Source organism: Candidatus Cloacimonadaceae bacterium, assembly GCA_030693415.1.
Classification (GTDB): Bacteria; Cloacimonadota; Cloacimonadia; order Cloacimonadales; family Cloacimonadaceae; genus JAUYAR01.
The window spans coordinates 1-14,587 of record JAUYAR010000114.1 but is presented as its reverse complement, the minus strand read 5'-3'; the positions used below and the strand labels follow the sequence as shown (position 1 = coordinate 14,587).

The following is a 14,587-nucleotide window of genomic DNA, read 5'->3' as shown; positions in this document are numbered from 1 at the left end:
AGCTACGATAGGTTGGAAGTAGTCTGTTTCGAAGGTCATTTTCCCCTATTTTCGATCTCCGGTTCTTTGCCGGATTTTGTGTTGAATTTGCTACAACTTGCTTTATTTTGGCTCCAATATTGGCTCTAAAATTGGCTTTATTTTGGCTTAATGAGTGGCTTAATGAGTGGCTTAATATTGGCTTAATATTTCGCTTCCGCAGCATCGGCATGCTGCGCTACATCCAAAGTGTTAATCAAGCCTTAATCAAGCGTTAATCAAGCGTTAGTTTTATTACGCTTGATTAACGCTTGATTAAGGCTTGATTAACGCTGTCAAGTGATAGAGCGGCTTGCCGCCACCGTGGAAAAACAAATTGTAAACAAAATTGTAAACAATGGGAGAGGAATTGGGGTGGGGAATTCCGCTTCCCCACAGCCGAATCGGAGTTCGGCTTCCCAATGGGTGGCGCAGCATGCCGATGCTGCGAAGCGAAATTTGGAGCGAAATGCGAAAGCGAAATTAATTTGAGTAATTCCGTATCCCGGCAAACTGGCATCCAAGATCCGTCTTTCGGCAATGCGAGGCGTGATAATCAAGATGGGATACAGAGGCGCGATTTTTCGCCATCCGCGATTTTATCTTGACATATATCCTGCCTTCCAGAATCTGGCACAACTGGAATAGATGCAGACGCAGCACCAGCTACTTATATAGTTTATCCGCGAAAGCGGTGTTTGATAGCTACGAAGTTAGCTATTTTTTTTGATGTAAAATGAGTGAATTAAGGGGACCCATAAAGATGGATTTTTTTCGAGTACAGATTGAAGAGATTGCCAAGAAGATTTGCCAGAGGATGAATGTCGCAGTGTATGACATCGACGAAAAGATGTCCGGCAAAGGCAGAATCATAACTGTGTATCTCACCAAGATCGGTGGGATCACGTTGGACGAATGCGCCCAATTTAGCCGTGCTCTGGGAGAAGAACTTGAGATCTTTGACCTGATTCCGGATCGTTATTATCTGGAAGTGTCGTCCCCTGGGATCGAGCGTCCCCTGAAACTGAAGAGTCATTACGTGAGCGCCATCAACGAAAAAGTAGCCGTGCAGTGGAACGACGGAGAGCAGAAACTTTCCACCCTTGGCACGCTTGCTGAGGTCAATCAGGACACGATCGTTTTGGACGACCGGGGAACGATGGTGGAGATCACATTCAAACAGATTTTGCGAGCCAAAACGGTATTTTTAACCGATACTCCGAGGGAGAAAGACAATGAGCGCTAACATTTTGGACGCGGTCATCAAACTTGCCGCCAGCAAACAACTGGACAAGGACCAGATCCAGGAGATCATCGTGGAGGCGATCTCCGGCACCCTGAGCAAAAAACTCCAGCCTGAAAACGAACTGAACGTGTTTATCGACGAAGCCACCGGCTCGATCAAAGCCAACTTCAAATGCAAAGTGGTGGAAGTGGAAGAGGGCTTGGGAGAGATCTCGCTTGAGGATGCCAAATCTGATTATGACCGATATGCCCAATTGGATCAATACATTGAACGCAGCATGGCGTTGCACGACTTTGAGCCTAAACTGGTGAAAACCGCGCAAAAGATCATCGCGGATAGGATTCACAGACTGGAAGAAGAAAAGATCCAAAACGACTTTAACAAACAAAAACACACGATCGTGACCGGCAGGATCAAGTCTATCGACGATTTTGGCGGGTACCGTATCGATATCGGATACACGGATGCTTTGCTGCCGGCTGATGAACAGATCGAAAACGAATATTACCGCGTGGGAGACAACATCAAAGCTTATGTAGTCAATATTCGAACGCATCAATCAAACGTGACGATCATCCTTTCCCGCACCAATCCCGAATTTGTCAAGAAACTCTTTGAAGCCGAGATCCCTGAGATCTATTCCGGTGTGATCAAAATCCGCAAGATCGTTCGTGAACCAGGCGTTCGCACCAAGGTCGAGCTGGAAACCACAGACGCAAGAATCGATCCCGTCTCTGCCTGCATTGGTATCAAAGGAACCCGCATCGATGGCATCCGCAAGGAATTGCACGGCGAACAGATCGACATCGTTGTCTTCAGCGATAATCTTGAGTGTATGATCAAAAACGCGCTCGGAGTGGCTAACGTAAAGCGCGTGATCGTAGATCGTGCCAAAAGCGCCAGCGTGATTGTCGATGAAACCGAAAAGGTCATCGCGATTGGAAAACAGGGCAAAAACGTCAAACTTGCCGCCAAACTGACCGGTATGAAGATCGACATCTTTACCCAAGCCGAATATGATGAAAAAATGGCAAAAGAACGCCGCACCATCAGTCATATCACCGAACTCGACGGTGTATCCGCAAAAATCGCGGAGATTTTGCGCCATGCGGGATACACTTCAGTGCAGGATATCTTTGCTGCCGCGGTGGAAGAACTTTGCAACCTCGATGGAGTCGGTCTGCGCACTGCCGAACGGCTCAAGGAAGCGGCGAAATATTTCTGATGCCAAATCGTAATAGCAAAGCGGGACATCTTCCACAACGCACTTGTGTGGTGTGCAAAAAAAAGGTTGACTATAAACAGCTACTCAATTTCTTTATCCTTAAAGATAGCGTGGTTTTTGATATGCACCGCCGTCTGCAGACAAGAAAGCAGTATCTGTGTCCCGAAAAGGAATGCATCCTGGGATTAGAAAAGTGGAAAAAGCGCCGGCTCAAACGCGTTGGATTTAGCAACACCGTGCTTGCCGAAACGTTTTCCCGCAAAGGACATCAAGCATGAGCACGCCAGCGGATGCCGAGACAAAAATATTGAATCTGATGCAATTTGCCCGCAAAGCCGGAAAACTGGTGGCGGGAGCCGATGCCTGCATACGTGCGATGCATCGTAACAAGCTGTATCTGATCGTGATCGCCGAAGACACAGCTACGCGAAGCACCCAGAAGATATTGCGCGAGATTGAAGAAAACAAGCTCCCCGTGGCTTCCATCCAAATGGGGAACCAGATATCGATCAGCAACGCCCTTGGATTGCCGTTGACGGGAATCCTGGGCATCAGTGATAAGCAATTTGCCGCCAAAATGATGGAATATTGGACGGCAAAACCATGAGTGGAGGAGAAATTGCAGATACGAGTACATGAATTGGCAAAGGAACTCAGGATCAGTACGATGGCGTTGAAAAAACACCTCATCGATCTTGGTGTGATCACCAAAAGCCACATGAGTTTCATCGAAGAAGAAATTGCCAATCGGATCAGACAGAAGTACAACGAACAGGTGGACGCGGAAAAGCGTGCCGAGCGCGATAGAAAACGCTTTATCGAGCAGCGCCAGGCAGCCAAGGCTAAGCCGATAACGACATCTCCGGCTATTCAACCGGTTCAATCCGAACCCGAACGGATCATCGAACCGGAAACGGTCATCGAAGAGCCCATTTTGCCGGCTGCTCACACTGAAACCAAAGTGGAACCCGAGCCCCTGCCTACCAAAACGATGCCGGTCGCTCCTCCAAACCGGATAATCGTTCCTTACACCCAAGCCAAGAGTACGACTTCCTCAGGGACCAGAGATCCACGAAAACCAAGATCATATACGGAATCACACGGCAACCGCGATCGGCTAAGCCAGCCAAAACCCGGTGCCCCGCATACGGATAGAGGCAGACCAGACCTCAGAAAGAAACCTGATGAGTTTCGCAGAAAACCCGCGCCCGGTCAGGAAGCTCCCAAACCGATACCCATTCCCGTCGATCCGGCAAAAGAAGCTGAAGAAAAGAAATTTGGCAAAGCCAAAGTGAGCCACGAGGAACTGGGCGACAAGAGCAAACACAAAAAAGCGATCATCACCAGCACCAAGAAGAGCAAACAAAAGGTTGCCGAACCGGTCGAAATCGACGAAGCTCAAATCTCCCGCAACATCAAGAAGACCATGCAAAAATCCGGTAAGCGCAAGAAATATCACCGCGAAGCCCAATTTGTTAGCGATAGCGGATCCAACCAGATTGTGATCCGCGAATATACTTCCGTTAGCGAGCTGGCAAAGATCATGAACGTCTCGCCGGCGGAGATCATCTCAAAGTTCTTTATGATGGGTCAATTAGTCACTATGAACCAGCGCATGGACAAGGATTCCCTGGAAATGATCTGCGACGAATTCAAAGTGGATTTCCGCTTTGAAGATGAATATGGCGGAGATATCATCGATCGCGAAAAAGAGCAGTATCTGGATGTCGAAGAAGAGCCCCGCCCTCCAGTAGTCACGATCATGGGACACGTGGATCATGGCAAGACTTCGATCCTGGACTATATTCGCAGCACCAATATCGTAGCCGGAGAATCCGGTGGCATCACACAACACATAGGTGCCTATCAGATCGAAATCAACAAACACAAAATAACATTTTTAGACACCCCCGGTCACGAAGCTTTCACCGCAATGCGTGCCCGCGGAGCGAATGTGACGGATATAGCGGTCATCGTGGTCGCCGGCACAGAAGGCATGAAACCCCAAACCCGCGAAGCAATCGATCATGCCAAAGCAGCCGGAGTACAGATCATCATCGCCATCAACAAGATAGACCTCCCGGAAACCAATATCGACCGCGTCATCGCTCAGCTTCTGGATTATGGCGTGTATCTCGAACAATATGGCGGTGACGTTCCCTGGTGCAAGACCTCCGTCGTCACCGGAGAAGGCATCCTCAATCTGATCGAAGTGATTCTGCTCACTGCGGAATTGATGGAACTCAAAGCAAAAACGAACGTCCCGGGCGAAGCGGTCGTGATCGAATCCGAAAAGGATACCCGCATGGGTTCCGTTGCCACAGTCCTGATGCGGGTGGGAACTCTCAAGCGCGGGGACATTGTGGTCTGCGGCGCCACCCACGGACGTATCCGCAGAATGGAAAACGAACGCGGAACCGAGATCAAAGTGCTTTATCCCTCAGATGTCGCAAGAGTCTATGGACTATCCCAGACCCCCAAGGCAGGCGACGTCCTCAATCAGGTAGATACCGAAAAGACCGCCAGAGGAATCAGCACCGAGCGTCAGCAGGTTCGTCTCGAGCGAGAGAAGTATCAGAACAAATCCTCGCTGCAAAACATCTTTGCCCGCATCAAGGAAAACCAAATCAATGACCTCAATATTATCATGAAAACGGATACGGATGGATCTGCCGAAGCTTTGGCGGATTCCTTCCAGAAGATCTCAAACGACGAAGTGCAGGTCAATATCATCCATAAAAGTGTCGGCGGGATCAACGAAGCGGATGTGACCCTCGCTTCTGCCTCCGATGCCATCATCATCGGTTTCCACGTGCGCGCCAACCAGCAAGCCAGAAAACTTGCGGAAGACGAAGGAGTCGAGATCAAGCTCTATCAGGTGATCTATGACGCCATCGAAGATGTACGCAATTCCCTGGAAGGCATGCTCAAGCCGGAATTTAACGATATTGTTATCGGTTCTGCCACAATCAAACAGGTCTTTAAGATCAAGAAACTCGGCACGATAGCAGGTTGCCAGGTCGATCGCGGAGTGATACGCAGCAATTGCAAAGTCCGCCTCTACCGCAACGACGTGCTCATCACCGAGGACGCTCTCTCATCCCTGAAACACTATGCCAACGACGTCAAAGAAGCCCGCGCCGGCACTGAATGCGGTCTTTCGCTGAAGAACTTTGGCGACATCAAGGAAGGCGACGTGCTGGAGTGCTATATCATCGAAGAGGTTTCCAAAAAGCTGCAATGAAGTCGTTTCGAATACCCCGTCTCCAGGAAGAATTGAAAAAGATATTCAACATCGCGCTCAGCCAAAAGCTGCGCGATCCCAAACTTGCCTGGGTGAGCATCACCGAAGTGGTGATCTCCAAGGACTTACGTTATGCCAAGCTCTTTTTTTCGCATTACTATAACCTGGAGCCCCATGAAATCATTAAAGAGCACCTTATCAAAACATCAGGTTTTCTAAAAAAACAAATCGCAGGAGCTAATATTATGAGAACCATTCCCGAGCTGTCCTTCTTTTACGATGAAACCGAGGATCGCGCCGCCACAGTCGATAACTTGCTTGCCAAAATCAAGGACGAGTATGGCGATGACGATGATTCGGACTACGATCCGGATATCGACATCGACGATTATTTGGACGATGATGACTACTTTGATACCGACGAAGACGATTATGATGACTATGACGAGGACGACGAGGACTGATCCCCGTTTCCCGCTCACCCTCGAAACCACAATGTAAAAGGAAAAAAATCGTCCCGCAAAGACGATTTTTTTTATGATGATATGATTAATATAGCAGATCTCAGAGATGCCATACTTTCGCAGCTCAAACCGGAGCTCAAAATCGCTATCATGTCCCACGTCAATCCGGACGGAGACGGATTTTGCGCGTCCCTTGCGTTGCAGAGACTGATCGCCAGGCTTGGGTTTGAAAGCATGATCGTGATCGACGAAGGCAATCTTGATCGCTTTTCATTCCTGATGAAGGATTGCTCTATTGAGAAGTATCGGCAGTCAATGGTGTTTGACCTGCTTTTCGTGTTGGATTGCAACAGCAGAAACCGTTTGGGCGAGAGGTATTCTTTGGTCAAAGCGGCAAATACGACCGTTCTCATCGATCATCACGAACAGGAGGATGGCACAATTCCGGTAGAGATCACGTTTATCGATCAGTCCTACGTCTCGGTGGGCGCAATCCTCTTTGATCTGTTCGAGAGCGATATCAGAGGGCTTGAAGACGAAGATCGAATCCATATCGGCAACTGCCTTTATGCCACTATCTTGAACGATACCAACAACTTTACCAATGCCAACGTCAATTCGTCCGTGTTTCGAATAGCGGGGGAGATCAATTCACTCGGCATCGCTCCCCACGCGCTCTACAAGGATTATTTCCTCAATCAATCGGCATACGAGATGCGTTATGTGGGCGAAGTGCTTTCCACGATCGAACTTCATCATAAAGATCGTATTCTCTATATGCACTCAAGCATCAAGATGTTGGAACACAATGATCTGGATTCCGAGGCGGTGATGAATATCACTCGTTGGGTGCAGGGAGTGAAGGGCTTGGACGTCATCGTCTATTTCCGCGAGGAAGAGACCGACCATTACAAACTCAGCTTGAGGTCGCTCAAGCTCGATGTGAACAAGATCGCCGTCAGCTTTGGCGGTGGTGGACACAAGAACGCCGCCGGTTGCCAAGTCAAGGGCAGTCTGGACGAAGTCAAGACCCTGATCAAAAAAATACTTGTTTCAGCTTTGAATGAATACTACGCAAACAACTGCGGATAAAGGTTTTCTCCTGATTGATAAACCGGAGGGGATCACTTCTTTCGATGTGATTCGCCATTTGCGCAGAATCACAAAGCTCCGCCGGATCGGTCACTGTGGCACACTCGATCCCTTCGCTACAGGTCTCTTGGTCTGCACCTTGGGTTCCTACACCCGTCTGAGCCAATTCATCGAAGCCCAAAGTAAAGAATACAATGCACAAATCAAACTTGGAGCGAAAACAGACAGCGGAGACAGAACCGGCAGCGTTATCGAAACCAATGATATCGGGATTTCGGAAGTAGATTCGCATAACATCTGCGCGGAAGCTTTATCGATCAGAGAGCTTCCCGTTCCTGCATATTCAGCAGTCAAGATCGATGGAGTCCGTTCCTATAAGCTTGCCCGGCAAGGCATTGCACCGGAAATGCCAGCTCGCCTCACTACGATCAGCAAGTTTCAATTTCTCAAGATTGAACTGCCATATATTTCCTATTCATGCACAGTGTCCAAGGGCACCTATATCCGCAGCCTGAGCGAATGGGTGGCGGAGCGTTTTGGCAGCGTTGGGCACACTATTGAGCTGCGCAGAACCGCCATCGGAGATATCAGAATAGAGGATGCCGTTTCCTTGGAAAGCTTGGACGAAACCAACTGGCGAGACCGTCTGTATCCCGCGCAGCGCGTGTTTGAAAGAGGCGATCACCTCACTCTCACCGAAGAAAGTTTGATCAAACTAATGCAGGGAAAGATCATCCCCAACGAAGGAGAAGACTGCGCCACCATCATGATCTTCGACTCTGGTGCAAACCTATGCAGCGTTTGCGACAGAAAGGATAATCTGCTCAAGCCAAGGATCAATCTACCATGAAACGCTGCGTGATCAGCATCGGCAATTTCGACGGTGTCCACCTGGGACATCGCAAACTCTTGGAGCGTATGGAATTGATTGCTGCGGAACGGGGACTGGAAAGCGTTGTGATCACTTACGACGTCCCGCCGGCATATACATTGAAAAAGGACGCCAAACCGGTGCTTTTGACTCCGATCGACTATAAAAGATCTATCCTGAAAGGGCTTGGCATTGACAGGATCGAGGTGATCCCCTTTGATGAGGATTTTGCCAACACCAGCGCGGACAGCTTCTTGCTCGAATACTTGATTCCCATGTTCAATCCCCAGATGATCATTGTGGGCTACGATTCCCATTTTGGGCACAATCGCGAAGGCGATTACCGCTTTCTGCTTGAGCATGCCCGCGCCTTTGATTATGAGCTGGAATACATCGAACCCTGCCTGTTCGGAACCGAACCGATTAGCAGCACCATGATTCGCAAGCTGCTGTTGAGTGGAGACATAGAGACGGCAAACGAGCTGTTGACCCAGCCCTACCGTTTATTTGGCAAGATATCCCGCGGGCTGGGCATTGGACGCGAACTGGGTTTCCCCACGGCAAATTTGGTATTGGATGACGCGCATCAGTTGATCCCCAAGTGCGGTATCTATCTCAGTCGGGTGCATTTAGCAGCAGGGATTTTTTTTGGATTGACAAATATCGGCACAAGCCCCACAGTGAAACACAGTGGCATCGTAGAGATCGAAACTTTTGTAATTGATTTCGATGCCGATGTTTACGATGCAAGAATGGAAATTGAACTCTTGAAGTATCTCCGGGAGGAAAGAATGTTCGACGGCAAAGCCGGCTTGATCAAAGTCATGCACGACGATCTGCAAAAGGCGCGCGCTATCATCGGCGGAGCAGTATCTTGAAACGGACTGCTTTTCTGATCCTGTTGCTGTTTTGCACCATGCTTAACGCCATCGTGGTTTTTCCCGGCAGCGGAGAACAGGTGATTTCTTCAGAACTTCGTGAATACACCTTTGCCTATCACAACGGCAACGACGATTTCCGTTTCTACGGATCGGACAAATGGGCGGTGCGTTTTGATTTTGGAGCTGAGTATCCATCCATTCCCGAAGTGGAATTTGCCATCGACAAAGCGCTGCTCTATTTTCCACAGATTGGGGACTCTGTGCGGGTCGAGCTTTTCAACGAAGTAGCAGGGCTTCCGGGTCAAAGACTTGTCCTTATAGCCGCACCGGTCACGCAAAACTATCTACAGATCGATTTTCCCGGGGTGATTCAAGCCGAAATCGTCTGGCTGATTGTCACATACAGCACCAATTTTGTCAACCGCTACGTCAGCGCGTCCGCCGGCAGCGGCACTCGCAGCTATTATCTCAATTCCAACGTGCAACATCCCTATTTCCAAAACTTTGCCAATGCCGGATTCAACTGCGAACTGCTCTTTGGATTGAGTGGGGATTTTGTCCTCGGCGAGCCTGATCTGAAACTGATGGATTTTGATTTTACGGGCAATATCGCTCCTCGTGAAGATGTCTATCCCGCTTTCAGCATCTACAACCATTCGGATCAAAGCATTAGCAGCGCCCGTATCGATCTTTTAATCACCTCACCCTTGGCGGAATATTCAATCTCGGACACGATTTACATTCAGGAAACGATCGCTGCCCGCAGCCTCTACACCTACACTTCGCAGAGCGCGGGCTATTTTGATCATCGCCTCACGCTGCACAGTGCTCCGATGCAGATCAAAATCCGCGCCACCCTCCACAGCGAATTGTCACAAACAAGCACCGATCCCGTTTTCAATAACACCATCATCAAGCATAAAAACTCTTTTGCCCACAGCTATCCGGTCTTTTTGGCGGAGAACTTCATGCGTTCCAGCAACGCCGCTCAAATCCTGGCTGTGCAGGATCAATACAATCTGCCGACCTTGAACGTGATCAACTATTTCCCCGTTTTGGGAGATAACTTCTCAAATCTCGCCGCCGCCCAAAGATACCACTGGTATGGCTTCAATTCATTGCCTCGAACTGTGCTGAGCGGATCCCTGCGCATCACTGGTTATACTACTGCCTATCCAGCACAGTATCAATCGCTTGCGGCTCTTGCTGCTCAAGGGAGAACATTCATCTCAGGTTCAGAATGCAGCTTTCTTGTTTCTTCCGGCGAGGATTACATCAGCGCCACAATTACGCTCACAAACTCCGATACTCATCTTTTTGCAACGACTACGGACTACAACCTGTTGACCAATGGCAGGTTTTTTGTGGCTTTGTTCAAGAAGGTCGAGCTCGGCGGCTCAAACCGATTCACACTCGAGCGTTGGGTCAGCCACGCTGAAGTGATCAACCCGACTCTGAACTATAATGAGAGCTTTGAACGCAGCTACAATATCTCACTGGCAAACATCGACATCAGCGCTCTGGCAACGGATTACAGGCTCTACTACTGGTTCCAGATCAATGGCGGGGGCAGCATCCTCTTTTCCGATTATGAGGATTTTGCCACGCTCGTTTCCGTTGAGGATGAATACATCTCTCCGCCTGCACTGCAGATCTATCCCAATCCCATGCGGGACTGCGGAAACGTGACGATTCAGATCGATGAAGCCAAGACTTTGCGCGATCTGTCCTATAGCATTTACAACCTGCGCGGGCAAAAACTCTTTGGCGAGCCGATGATGGGCGCATCGCAAAGCATACCTTCATCCCTTTTTCCCACCTCCGGAATCTATCTCATTCGCGTCGAATACTCCGACGCCCGGGGCAAGCGGGAGATCAACCGAAAAATTAGCATGATAAAGTGATAAACATGGAAAACGTCAAGATACAGGATTTACAACAAATCGTCGGTCAGGAGATCGTCGGTTTCTATCTGGTTGCGGAAAAAGACTTGCGCGAAGGCAAGAAAGATTGGTTTTTGAGGCTCAGACTTCAGGATCGCAGCGGAAGCACGATAGGTTATGTGTGGAAGGACGCGCAAAAGGAAGCGGAAGGTTTCTCCGAAGGCGACGTCCTCAAGATTAAAGGCTCGGTGCAGAACTATAAGGGACAGATACAGTTAACTATCGCAAAGCTGCGTTTTGCCGATCACTCGGAATATAACCTCGAGGACTTCCTCACCCGCAGCAAGATCGATCCGGACACCTTGGCGGAGCGTTTCTTTGCCATCGTGGACAAGGTTGAAAACCCATTTCTGAATCAGTTGCTGCGCTCGATCTTCGGGGACAAGGATTTCTTTGCCCGCTATCTGATGGCGCCGGCTGCCAAGTCCTGGCATCACAACTATATCCACGGCTTGATCGAACACACCATCTCCGTGGCTTCGCTCTGCGATTTTGTCTCTACCATGTATCCCGTCAATTATGATCTTTTACTCAGCGGAGCCCTTTTGCACGACGTCGCCAAGGTGATGGAATACACTGGCAAGCCTCCGATCGATTTCACCGATATTGGCAGATTGATCGGGCATTTAAGTCTCTCGGATCAATTGCTCTGCGATCATTCAAAGTTGATTCTCGGTTTCCCCGATGAACTGCTCATCCATTTGAGACATTTGGTGCTCTCCCATCATGGCGAATATGAAAAAGCATCCGTGCGTTTGCCACAGACCCTGGAAGCCACAGTCCTGCATCTTTGCGACAACCTCGATGCTCAAAGCGTCGGAGTCGCTCAATTGATCGAAGCCGCACCGGAAAACGCGTCCTGGACGGAATTTGACAAGATCAACAACCGCTATTACAAATTGACCAAGTTCTGATAGATGTTCCAAACCTCCGTGCTGGTAAGCGGATCGAAGGGAAACAGCGTCCTCGTTCGCACAGAAAACTCAGCCTTGCTGCTTGATGCCGGAGTCTCGGCAAAGAAGCTCTTTGCAGCGATGGAAACCTTGGGTGTTTCGCGTCATGAGATCAAAGCGATCATCGTCAGCCACGAACATTCGGATCATACCAGAAGCGCCGGAGCCCTTTCCCGCCTGCTCAAAGTGCCGATCTATCTAAACGAGGAAACTCATGAATACTGCGCGCACAAATTGGGCAGCCTGAGCGTCCCGACCTGCTTTTTCGAGACCGGTGAATCATTTTATGTGGGAGACATCGTCGTTCACCCTTTTTCCTCTTCACATGATGCTGCGGACAGTTGCAATTTCACTTTCAGCAAAGACGACTGCAGCGACCTCAAGCTTGGAGTGGCGATGGATTTGGGCTTTCCGACGCAGCTTTGCATCGCCAAACTTAAAAACTGCAGCTCTCTCGTTCTCGAAAGCAATCACGACGAACGCATGCTGATGGAAGGACCATACGATTGGCCGCTCAAACAGCGGATTAAAAGCACACGGGGACACTTGTCAAACATCCAGGCGGTGGGAGTGGTCAGCCAAGTCCTGCATTATGAACTCAAGCACATCATCCTCGCGCACCTCAGCGAAATCAACAATGATCCCGCGCTCGCTTATGAAACGATGCAGAACTATCTGACGAGCGTCCGCAGCGATGCCAAACTCTTTGTGGCAAGCCAGTATCAGAATACCCCGCTTTTCAGTATCTGACCCCTGTATCAGTGCATTACAACGCAGGCAAATAATGCAGCCCCGTGATTGTTATGTGTTCAATGCCAAGCATAGTAATCCTGAATAGTAGTCCGCATCGTTACTCTCACTTGAACCCCTGGTAAATAGAAACTGAATTGAACGAAGAAGGGGCTGCTGTTTACACGCAACCCCTTCACCGATAGTCGTTTGATCCTATTTCATCAGCATAACCTTGCGGATATTGGCCTTTTTATCTGCTTCGAGTCTAATGAAATACAATCCGGAACCAACGAAACGGTTGTTGTTATCCTTGCCATCCCAGATAATTTTGTGATGTCCTCTAACAAGGTCAGAATCAATCAATTGTCTTACTTTCTGTCCCCTTATGTTATAAATGGAGAGATTCACTTTTCCGGCTTTGGGAATGCTGAAGGTTATCATGGTAGATGGGTTGAAAGGATTGGGATAGTTCGAAGTAATCAATGGTTTCAGTGGTATTGGGATTTCAGGAAATCTTTTTTTAGCCATGAGCTCATAGAGCAATGTCCAATGCTCTTCATGTTTTGCATTAAACACCTGAATATCCGGATAATTATACTGTGTATAAATCGTTGTGATTGGTTTCTTCGTCTCCTCCATCGCAGCAAGCTGCAGGACAATTTCCAAATCCAACACAGCCCGCAGAGAATCAATCTCACTGATCGGATTATCAATGCGCAGTTGAATCAGATCAACCGCGCTTTGGTAGTCTTTAGTTACAATGAAGGTCTTTGCCAAGTATTCTTTTAACAAAGAGCTAAGATACGGATCATCAATCGCATACTGCAAGATTTTGGCGTCGAGATAAGCAACCGGCTTCCAGGAAGGACTTGTTACCATAAATGCCAGGCGGTAAATCCCGTCTGCAGCGCTGGAAAAATAGCGCTTTTCCGCCTCCAATTGCTCATTCAGGATTGCCTTGTAAATTTCGATGGCTTGATCATTTAAACCTTGAGATTCATAATCCAGGGCCGTAAAGAACCTTTCGTATTCAATTTCATCGGGGCACGTAGGCATATTGGGGGCGGGATTAAACAAGTCCACATAGACATAATTCTCGTATTCGGGTCGATTTATCCTCACAAACTCGTCTTGAAACCAGTTCCCGCTTGCATCTATTGTCGGATCCTCGGATATTTGATAATTGTAGTAGTTCAGATCAAAGGCAAAATCATTTGCCCGTAGACCGGTTGTATTATCGTGTAAATGATAGAAATCGTTATGCCCCTTATACAATTGTATGGTTGATTTGTAGGGAGCTGTGTCATAGAAAGAAATGTTGGCTTCACGATTATTCAGGACATTGTTGGCGCGATAGCTCAGATTATGGTTTGAGCCGGCATGGCATAAAATACCCGTCTTATTCCGGTTAAAGTAGTTTTTAACCATTCTTTGGTTAGAACTCCGGCTTTCAATACCAATGTCTCCACCATAAAAAATCGAAGAATTAATCCCGGACCAGGTACCAAACGAAAAAATCGAGAATTCAGTCAGTATTCCCCTCACGTTACCGGTAAAAAGACAATCATTGATATATGGAGTAGCCGCCCCCAACGAAATCCCGGTCTGATTATTGATGAAACTGCACCGCTCAATTTTCCCTTTGTAGCCGTTGCTTACCAAGGATATTCCAACATCGCAATTAACAAATATGTTGTATGCTATGCTATCGATGGCGCAGTTTGGGAAGGTTTTAAAGATGCCCTAAAGTATATTGACCTGATTCAGAAGTTTGTTCTCCAGAACCTGCTGTTACCTTTGAATTTAATGTATCAGATATTCACCGCTCAGCACACGATTAAAATGTCTTATCCCACTTTCTGCAAGTATGTGGGTCAGATAGACGGAAACGCAGTAGTTAAGCAAGCCCGGACAATAT

Annotated in this window: 15 protein-coding genes; 13 read left to right on the top strand and 2 right to left on the bottom strand. The window is 48.3% G+C overall.

The genetic code is table 11. The features are described 5' to 3' along the window. Positions 1 to 211 (bottom strand): hypothetical protein (locus tag Q8M98_07125; GenBank protein MDP3114533.1); only part of this gene is annotated, 211 nt, incomplete at its 3' end. 570 nt (positions 212 to 781) lie between these two features. On the opposite strand from Q8M98_07125, the gene rimP reads away from it, so the two are divergent. The 12 genes from rimP (at position 782) to Q8M98_07065 (ending at position 12,687) form a co-directional block, all read left to right on the top strand. Continuing rightward, a complete protein-coding gene (gene rimP / locus Q8M98_07120; GenBank protein MDP3114532.1) occupies positions 782 to 1,264 on the top strand; it encodes a ribosome maturation factor RimP in 483 nt (160 codons plus the stop codon). Next, entirely contained in the window at positions 1,254 to 2,489 is a 1,236-nt protein-coding gene (gene nusA, locus Q8M98_07115) for a transcription termination factor NusA (protein ID MDP3114531.1), read from the top strand. Before rimP ends, nusA begins: the two co-directional genes overlap by 11 nt. 50 nt (positions 2,490 to 2,539) lie before the next feature. After that, a complete protein-coding gene (locus Q8M98_07110; GenBank protein ID MDP3114530.1) occupies positions 2,540 to 2,767 on the top strand; it encodes a DUF448 domain-containing protein in 228 nt (75 codons plus the stop codon). Next, on the top strand, positions 2,764 to 3,096 hold the full coding sequence (locus Q8M98_07105; GenBank protein ID MDP3114529.1) for a ribosomal L7Ae/L30e/S12e/Gadd45 family protein: 333 nt from the start codon (positions 2,764 to 2,766) through the stop codon (positions 3,094 to 3,096). The genes Q8M98_07110 and Q8M98_07105 overlap by 4 nt, the downstream gene beginning before the upstream one ends. A 12-nt stretch (positions 3,097 to 3,108) precedes the next feature. Continuing rightward, a complete protein-coding gene (gene infB / locus Q8M98_07100; protein MDP3114528.1) occupies positions 3,109 to 5,733 on the top strand; it encodes a translation initiation factor IF-2 in 2,625 nt (874 codons plus the stop codon). Continuing rightward, positions 5,730 to 6,197 (top strand): 30S ribosome-binding factor RbfA, encoded by a 468-nt coding sequence (gene rbfA / locus Q8M98_07095; protein MDP3114527.1) that lies wholly within the window; start codon positions 5,730 to 5,732, stop codon positions 6,195 to 6,197. The genes infB and rbfA overlap by 4 nt, the downstream gene beginning before the upstream one ends. Before the next feature lie 81 nt (positions 6,198 to 6,278). Continuing rightward, the gene (locus Q8M98_07090; GenBank protein ID MDP3114526.1) at positions 6,279 to 7,289 is read left to right on the top strand and encodes a DHH family phosphoesterase; all 1,011 of its coding nucleotides are present in this window, start codon (positions 6,279 to 6,281) and stop codon (positions 7,287 to 7,289) included. Further along, positions 7,261 to 8,139 (top strand): tRNA pseudouridine(55) synthase TruB, encoded by an 879-nt coding sequence (gene truB, locus Q8M98_07085; protein ID MDP3114525.1) that lies wholly within the window; start codon positions 7,261 to 7,263, stop codon positions 8,137 to 8,139. Before Q8M98_07090 ends, truB begins: the two co-directional genes overlap by 29 nt. Further along, complete coding sequence (locus Q8M98_07080) at positions 8,136 to 9,038, top strand: bifunctional riboflavin kinase/FAD synthetase (GenBank protein ID MDP3114524.1); 903 nt, start codon at positions 8,136 to 8,138, stop codon at positions 9,036 to 9,038. Before truB ends, Q8M98_07080 begins: the two co-directional genes overlap by 4 nt. Continuing rightward, positions 9,035 to 10,945 (top strand): T9SS type A sorting domain-containing protein, encoded by a 1,911-nt coding sequence (locus Q8M98_07075; protein MDP3114523.1) that lies wholly within the window; start codon positions 9,035 to 9,037, stop codon positions 10,943 to 10,945. The genes Q8M98_07080 and Q8M98_07075 overlap by 4 nt, the downstream gene beginning before the upstream one ends. 5 nt (positions 10,946 to 10,950) lie before the next feature. After that, a complete protein-coding gene (locus tag Q8M98_07070) occupies positions 10,951 to 11,898 on the top strand; it encodes an OB-fold nucleic acid binding domain-containing protein (GenBank protein MDP3114522.1) in 948 nt (315 codons plus the stop codon). Between the two features lie 3 nt (positions 11,899 to 11,901). Further along, positions 11,902 to 12,687, top strand: a complete 786-nt coding sequence (locus Q8M98_07065; GenBank protein MDP3114521.1) for an MBL fold metallo-hydrolase — start codon at positions 11,902 to 11,904, stop codon at positions 12,685 to 12,687. Positions 12,688 to 12,882: 195 nt separating this feature from the next. On the opposite strand, the gene Q8M98_07060 is transcribed toward Q8M98_07065, so the two are convergent. After that, positions 12,883 to 14,097 carry a T9SS type A sorting domain-containing protein gene (locus Q8M98_07060; protein ID MDP3114520.1) on the bottom strand — a complete coding sequence of 405 codons (1,215 nt, stop codon included), beginning with the start codon at positions 14,095 to 14,097 and terminating at the stop codon, positions 12,883 to 12,885. Between the two features lie 3 nt (positions 14,098 to 14,100). Between Q8M98_07060 and Q8M98_07055 the strand changes: the two genes are divergently transcribed. After that, positions 14,101 to 14,587 (top strand): hypothetical protein (locus Q8M98_07055; GenBank protein ID MDP3114519.1); only part of this gene is annotated, 487 nt, incomplete at its 3' end.

Bases quoted from the DNA above. Each gene is read 5' to 3' on its own strand.
- rimP (MDP3114532.1), top strand. From the start codon at position 782: ATGGATTTTTTTCGAGTACAGATTGAAGAGATTGCCAAGAAGATTTGC.
- nusA (MDP3114531.1), top strand. From the start codon at position 1,254: ATGAGCGCTAACATTTTGGACGCGGTCATCAAACTTGCCGCCAGCAAA.
- Q8M98_07105 (MDP3114529.1), top strand. From the start codon at position 2,764: ATGAGCACGCCAGCGGATGCCGAGACAAAAATATTGAATCTGATGCAA.
- rbfA (MDP3114527.1), top strand. From the start codon at position 5,730: ATGAAGTCGTTTCGAATACCCCGTCTCCAGGAAGAATTGAAAAAGATA.
- Q8M98_07090 (MDP3114526.1), top strand. From the start codon at position 6,279: ATGATTAATATAGCAGATCTCAGAGATGCCATACTTTCGCAGCTCAAA.
- truB (MDP3114525.1), top strand. From the start codon at position 7,261: ATGAATACTACGCAAACAACTGCGGATAAAGGTTTTCTCCTGATTGAT.
- Q8M98_07080 (MDP3114524.1), top strand. From the start codon at position 8,136: ATGAAACGCTGCGTGATCAGCATCGGCAATTTCGACGGTGTCCACCTG.
- Q8M98_07070 (MDP3114522.1), top strand. From the start codon at position 10,951: ATGGAAAACGTCAAGATACAGGATTTACAACAAATCGTCGGTCAGGAG.
- Q8M98_07065 (MDP3114521.1), top strand. From the start codon at position 11,902: ATGTTCCAAACCTCCGTGCTGGTAAGCGGATCGAAGGGAAACAGCGTC.
- Q8M98_07060 (MDP3114520.1), bottom strand. From the start codon at position 14,097: ATGGTTAAAAACTACTTTAACCGGAATAAGACGGGTATTTTATGCCAT.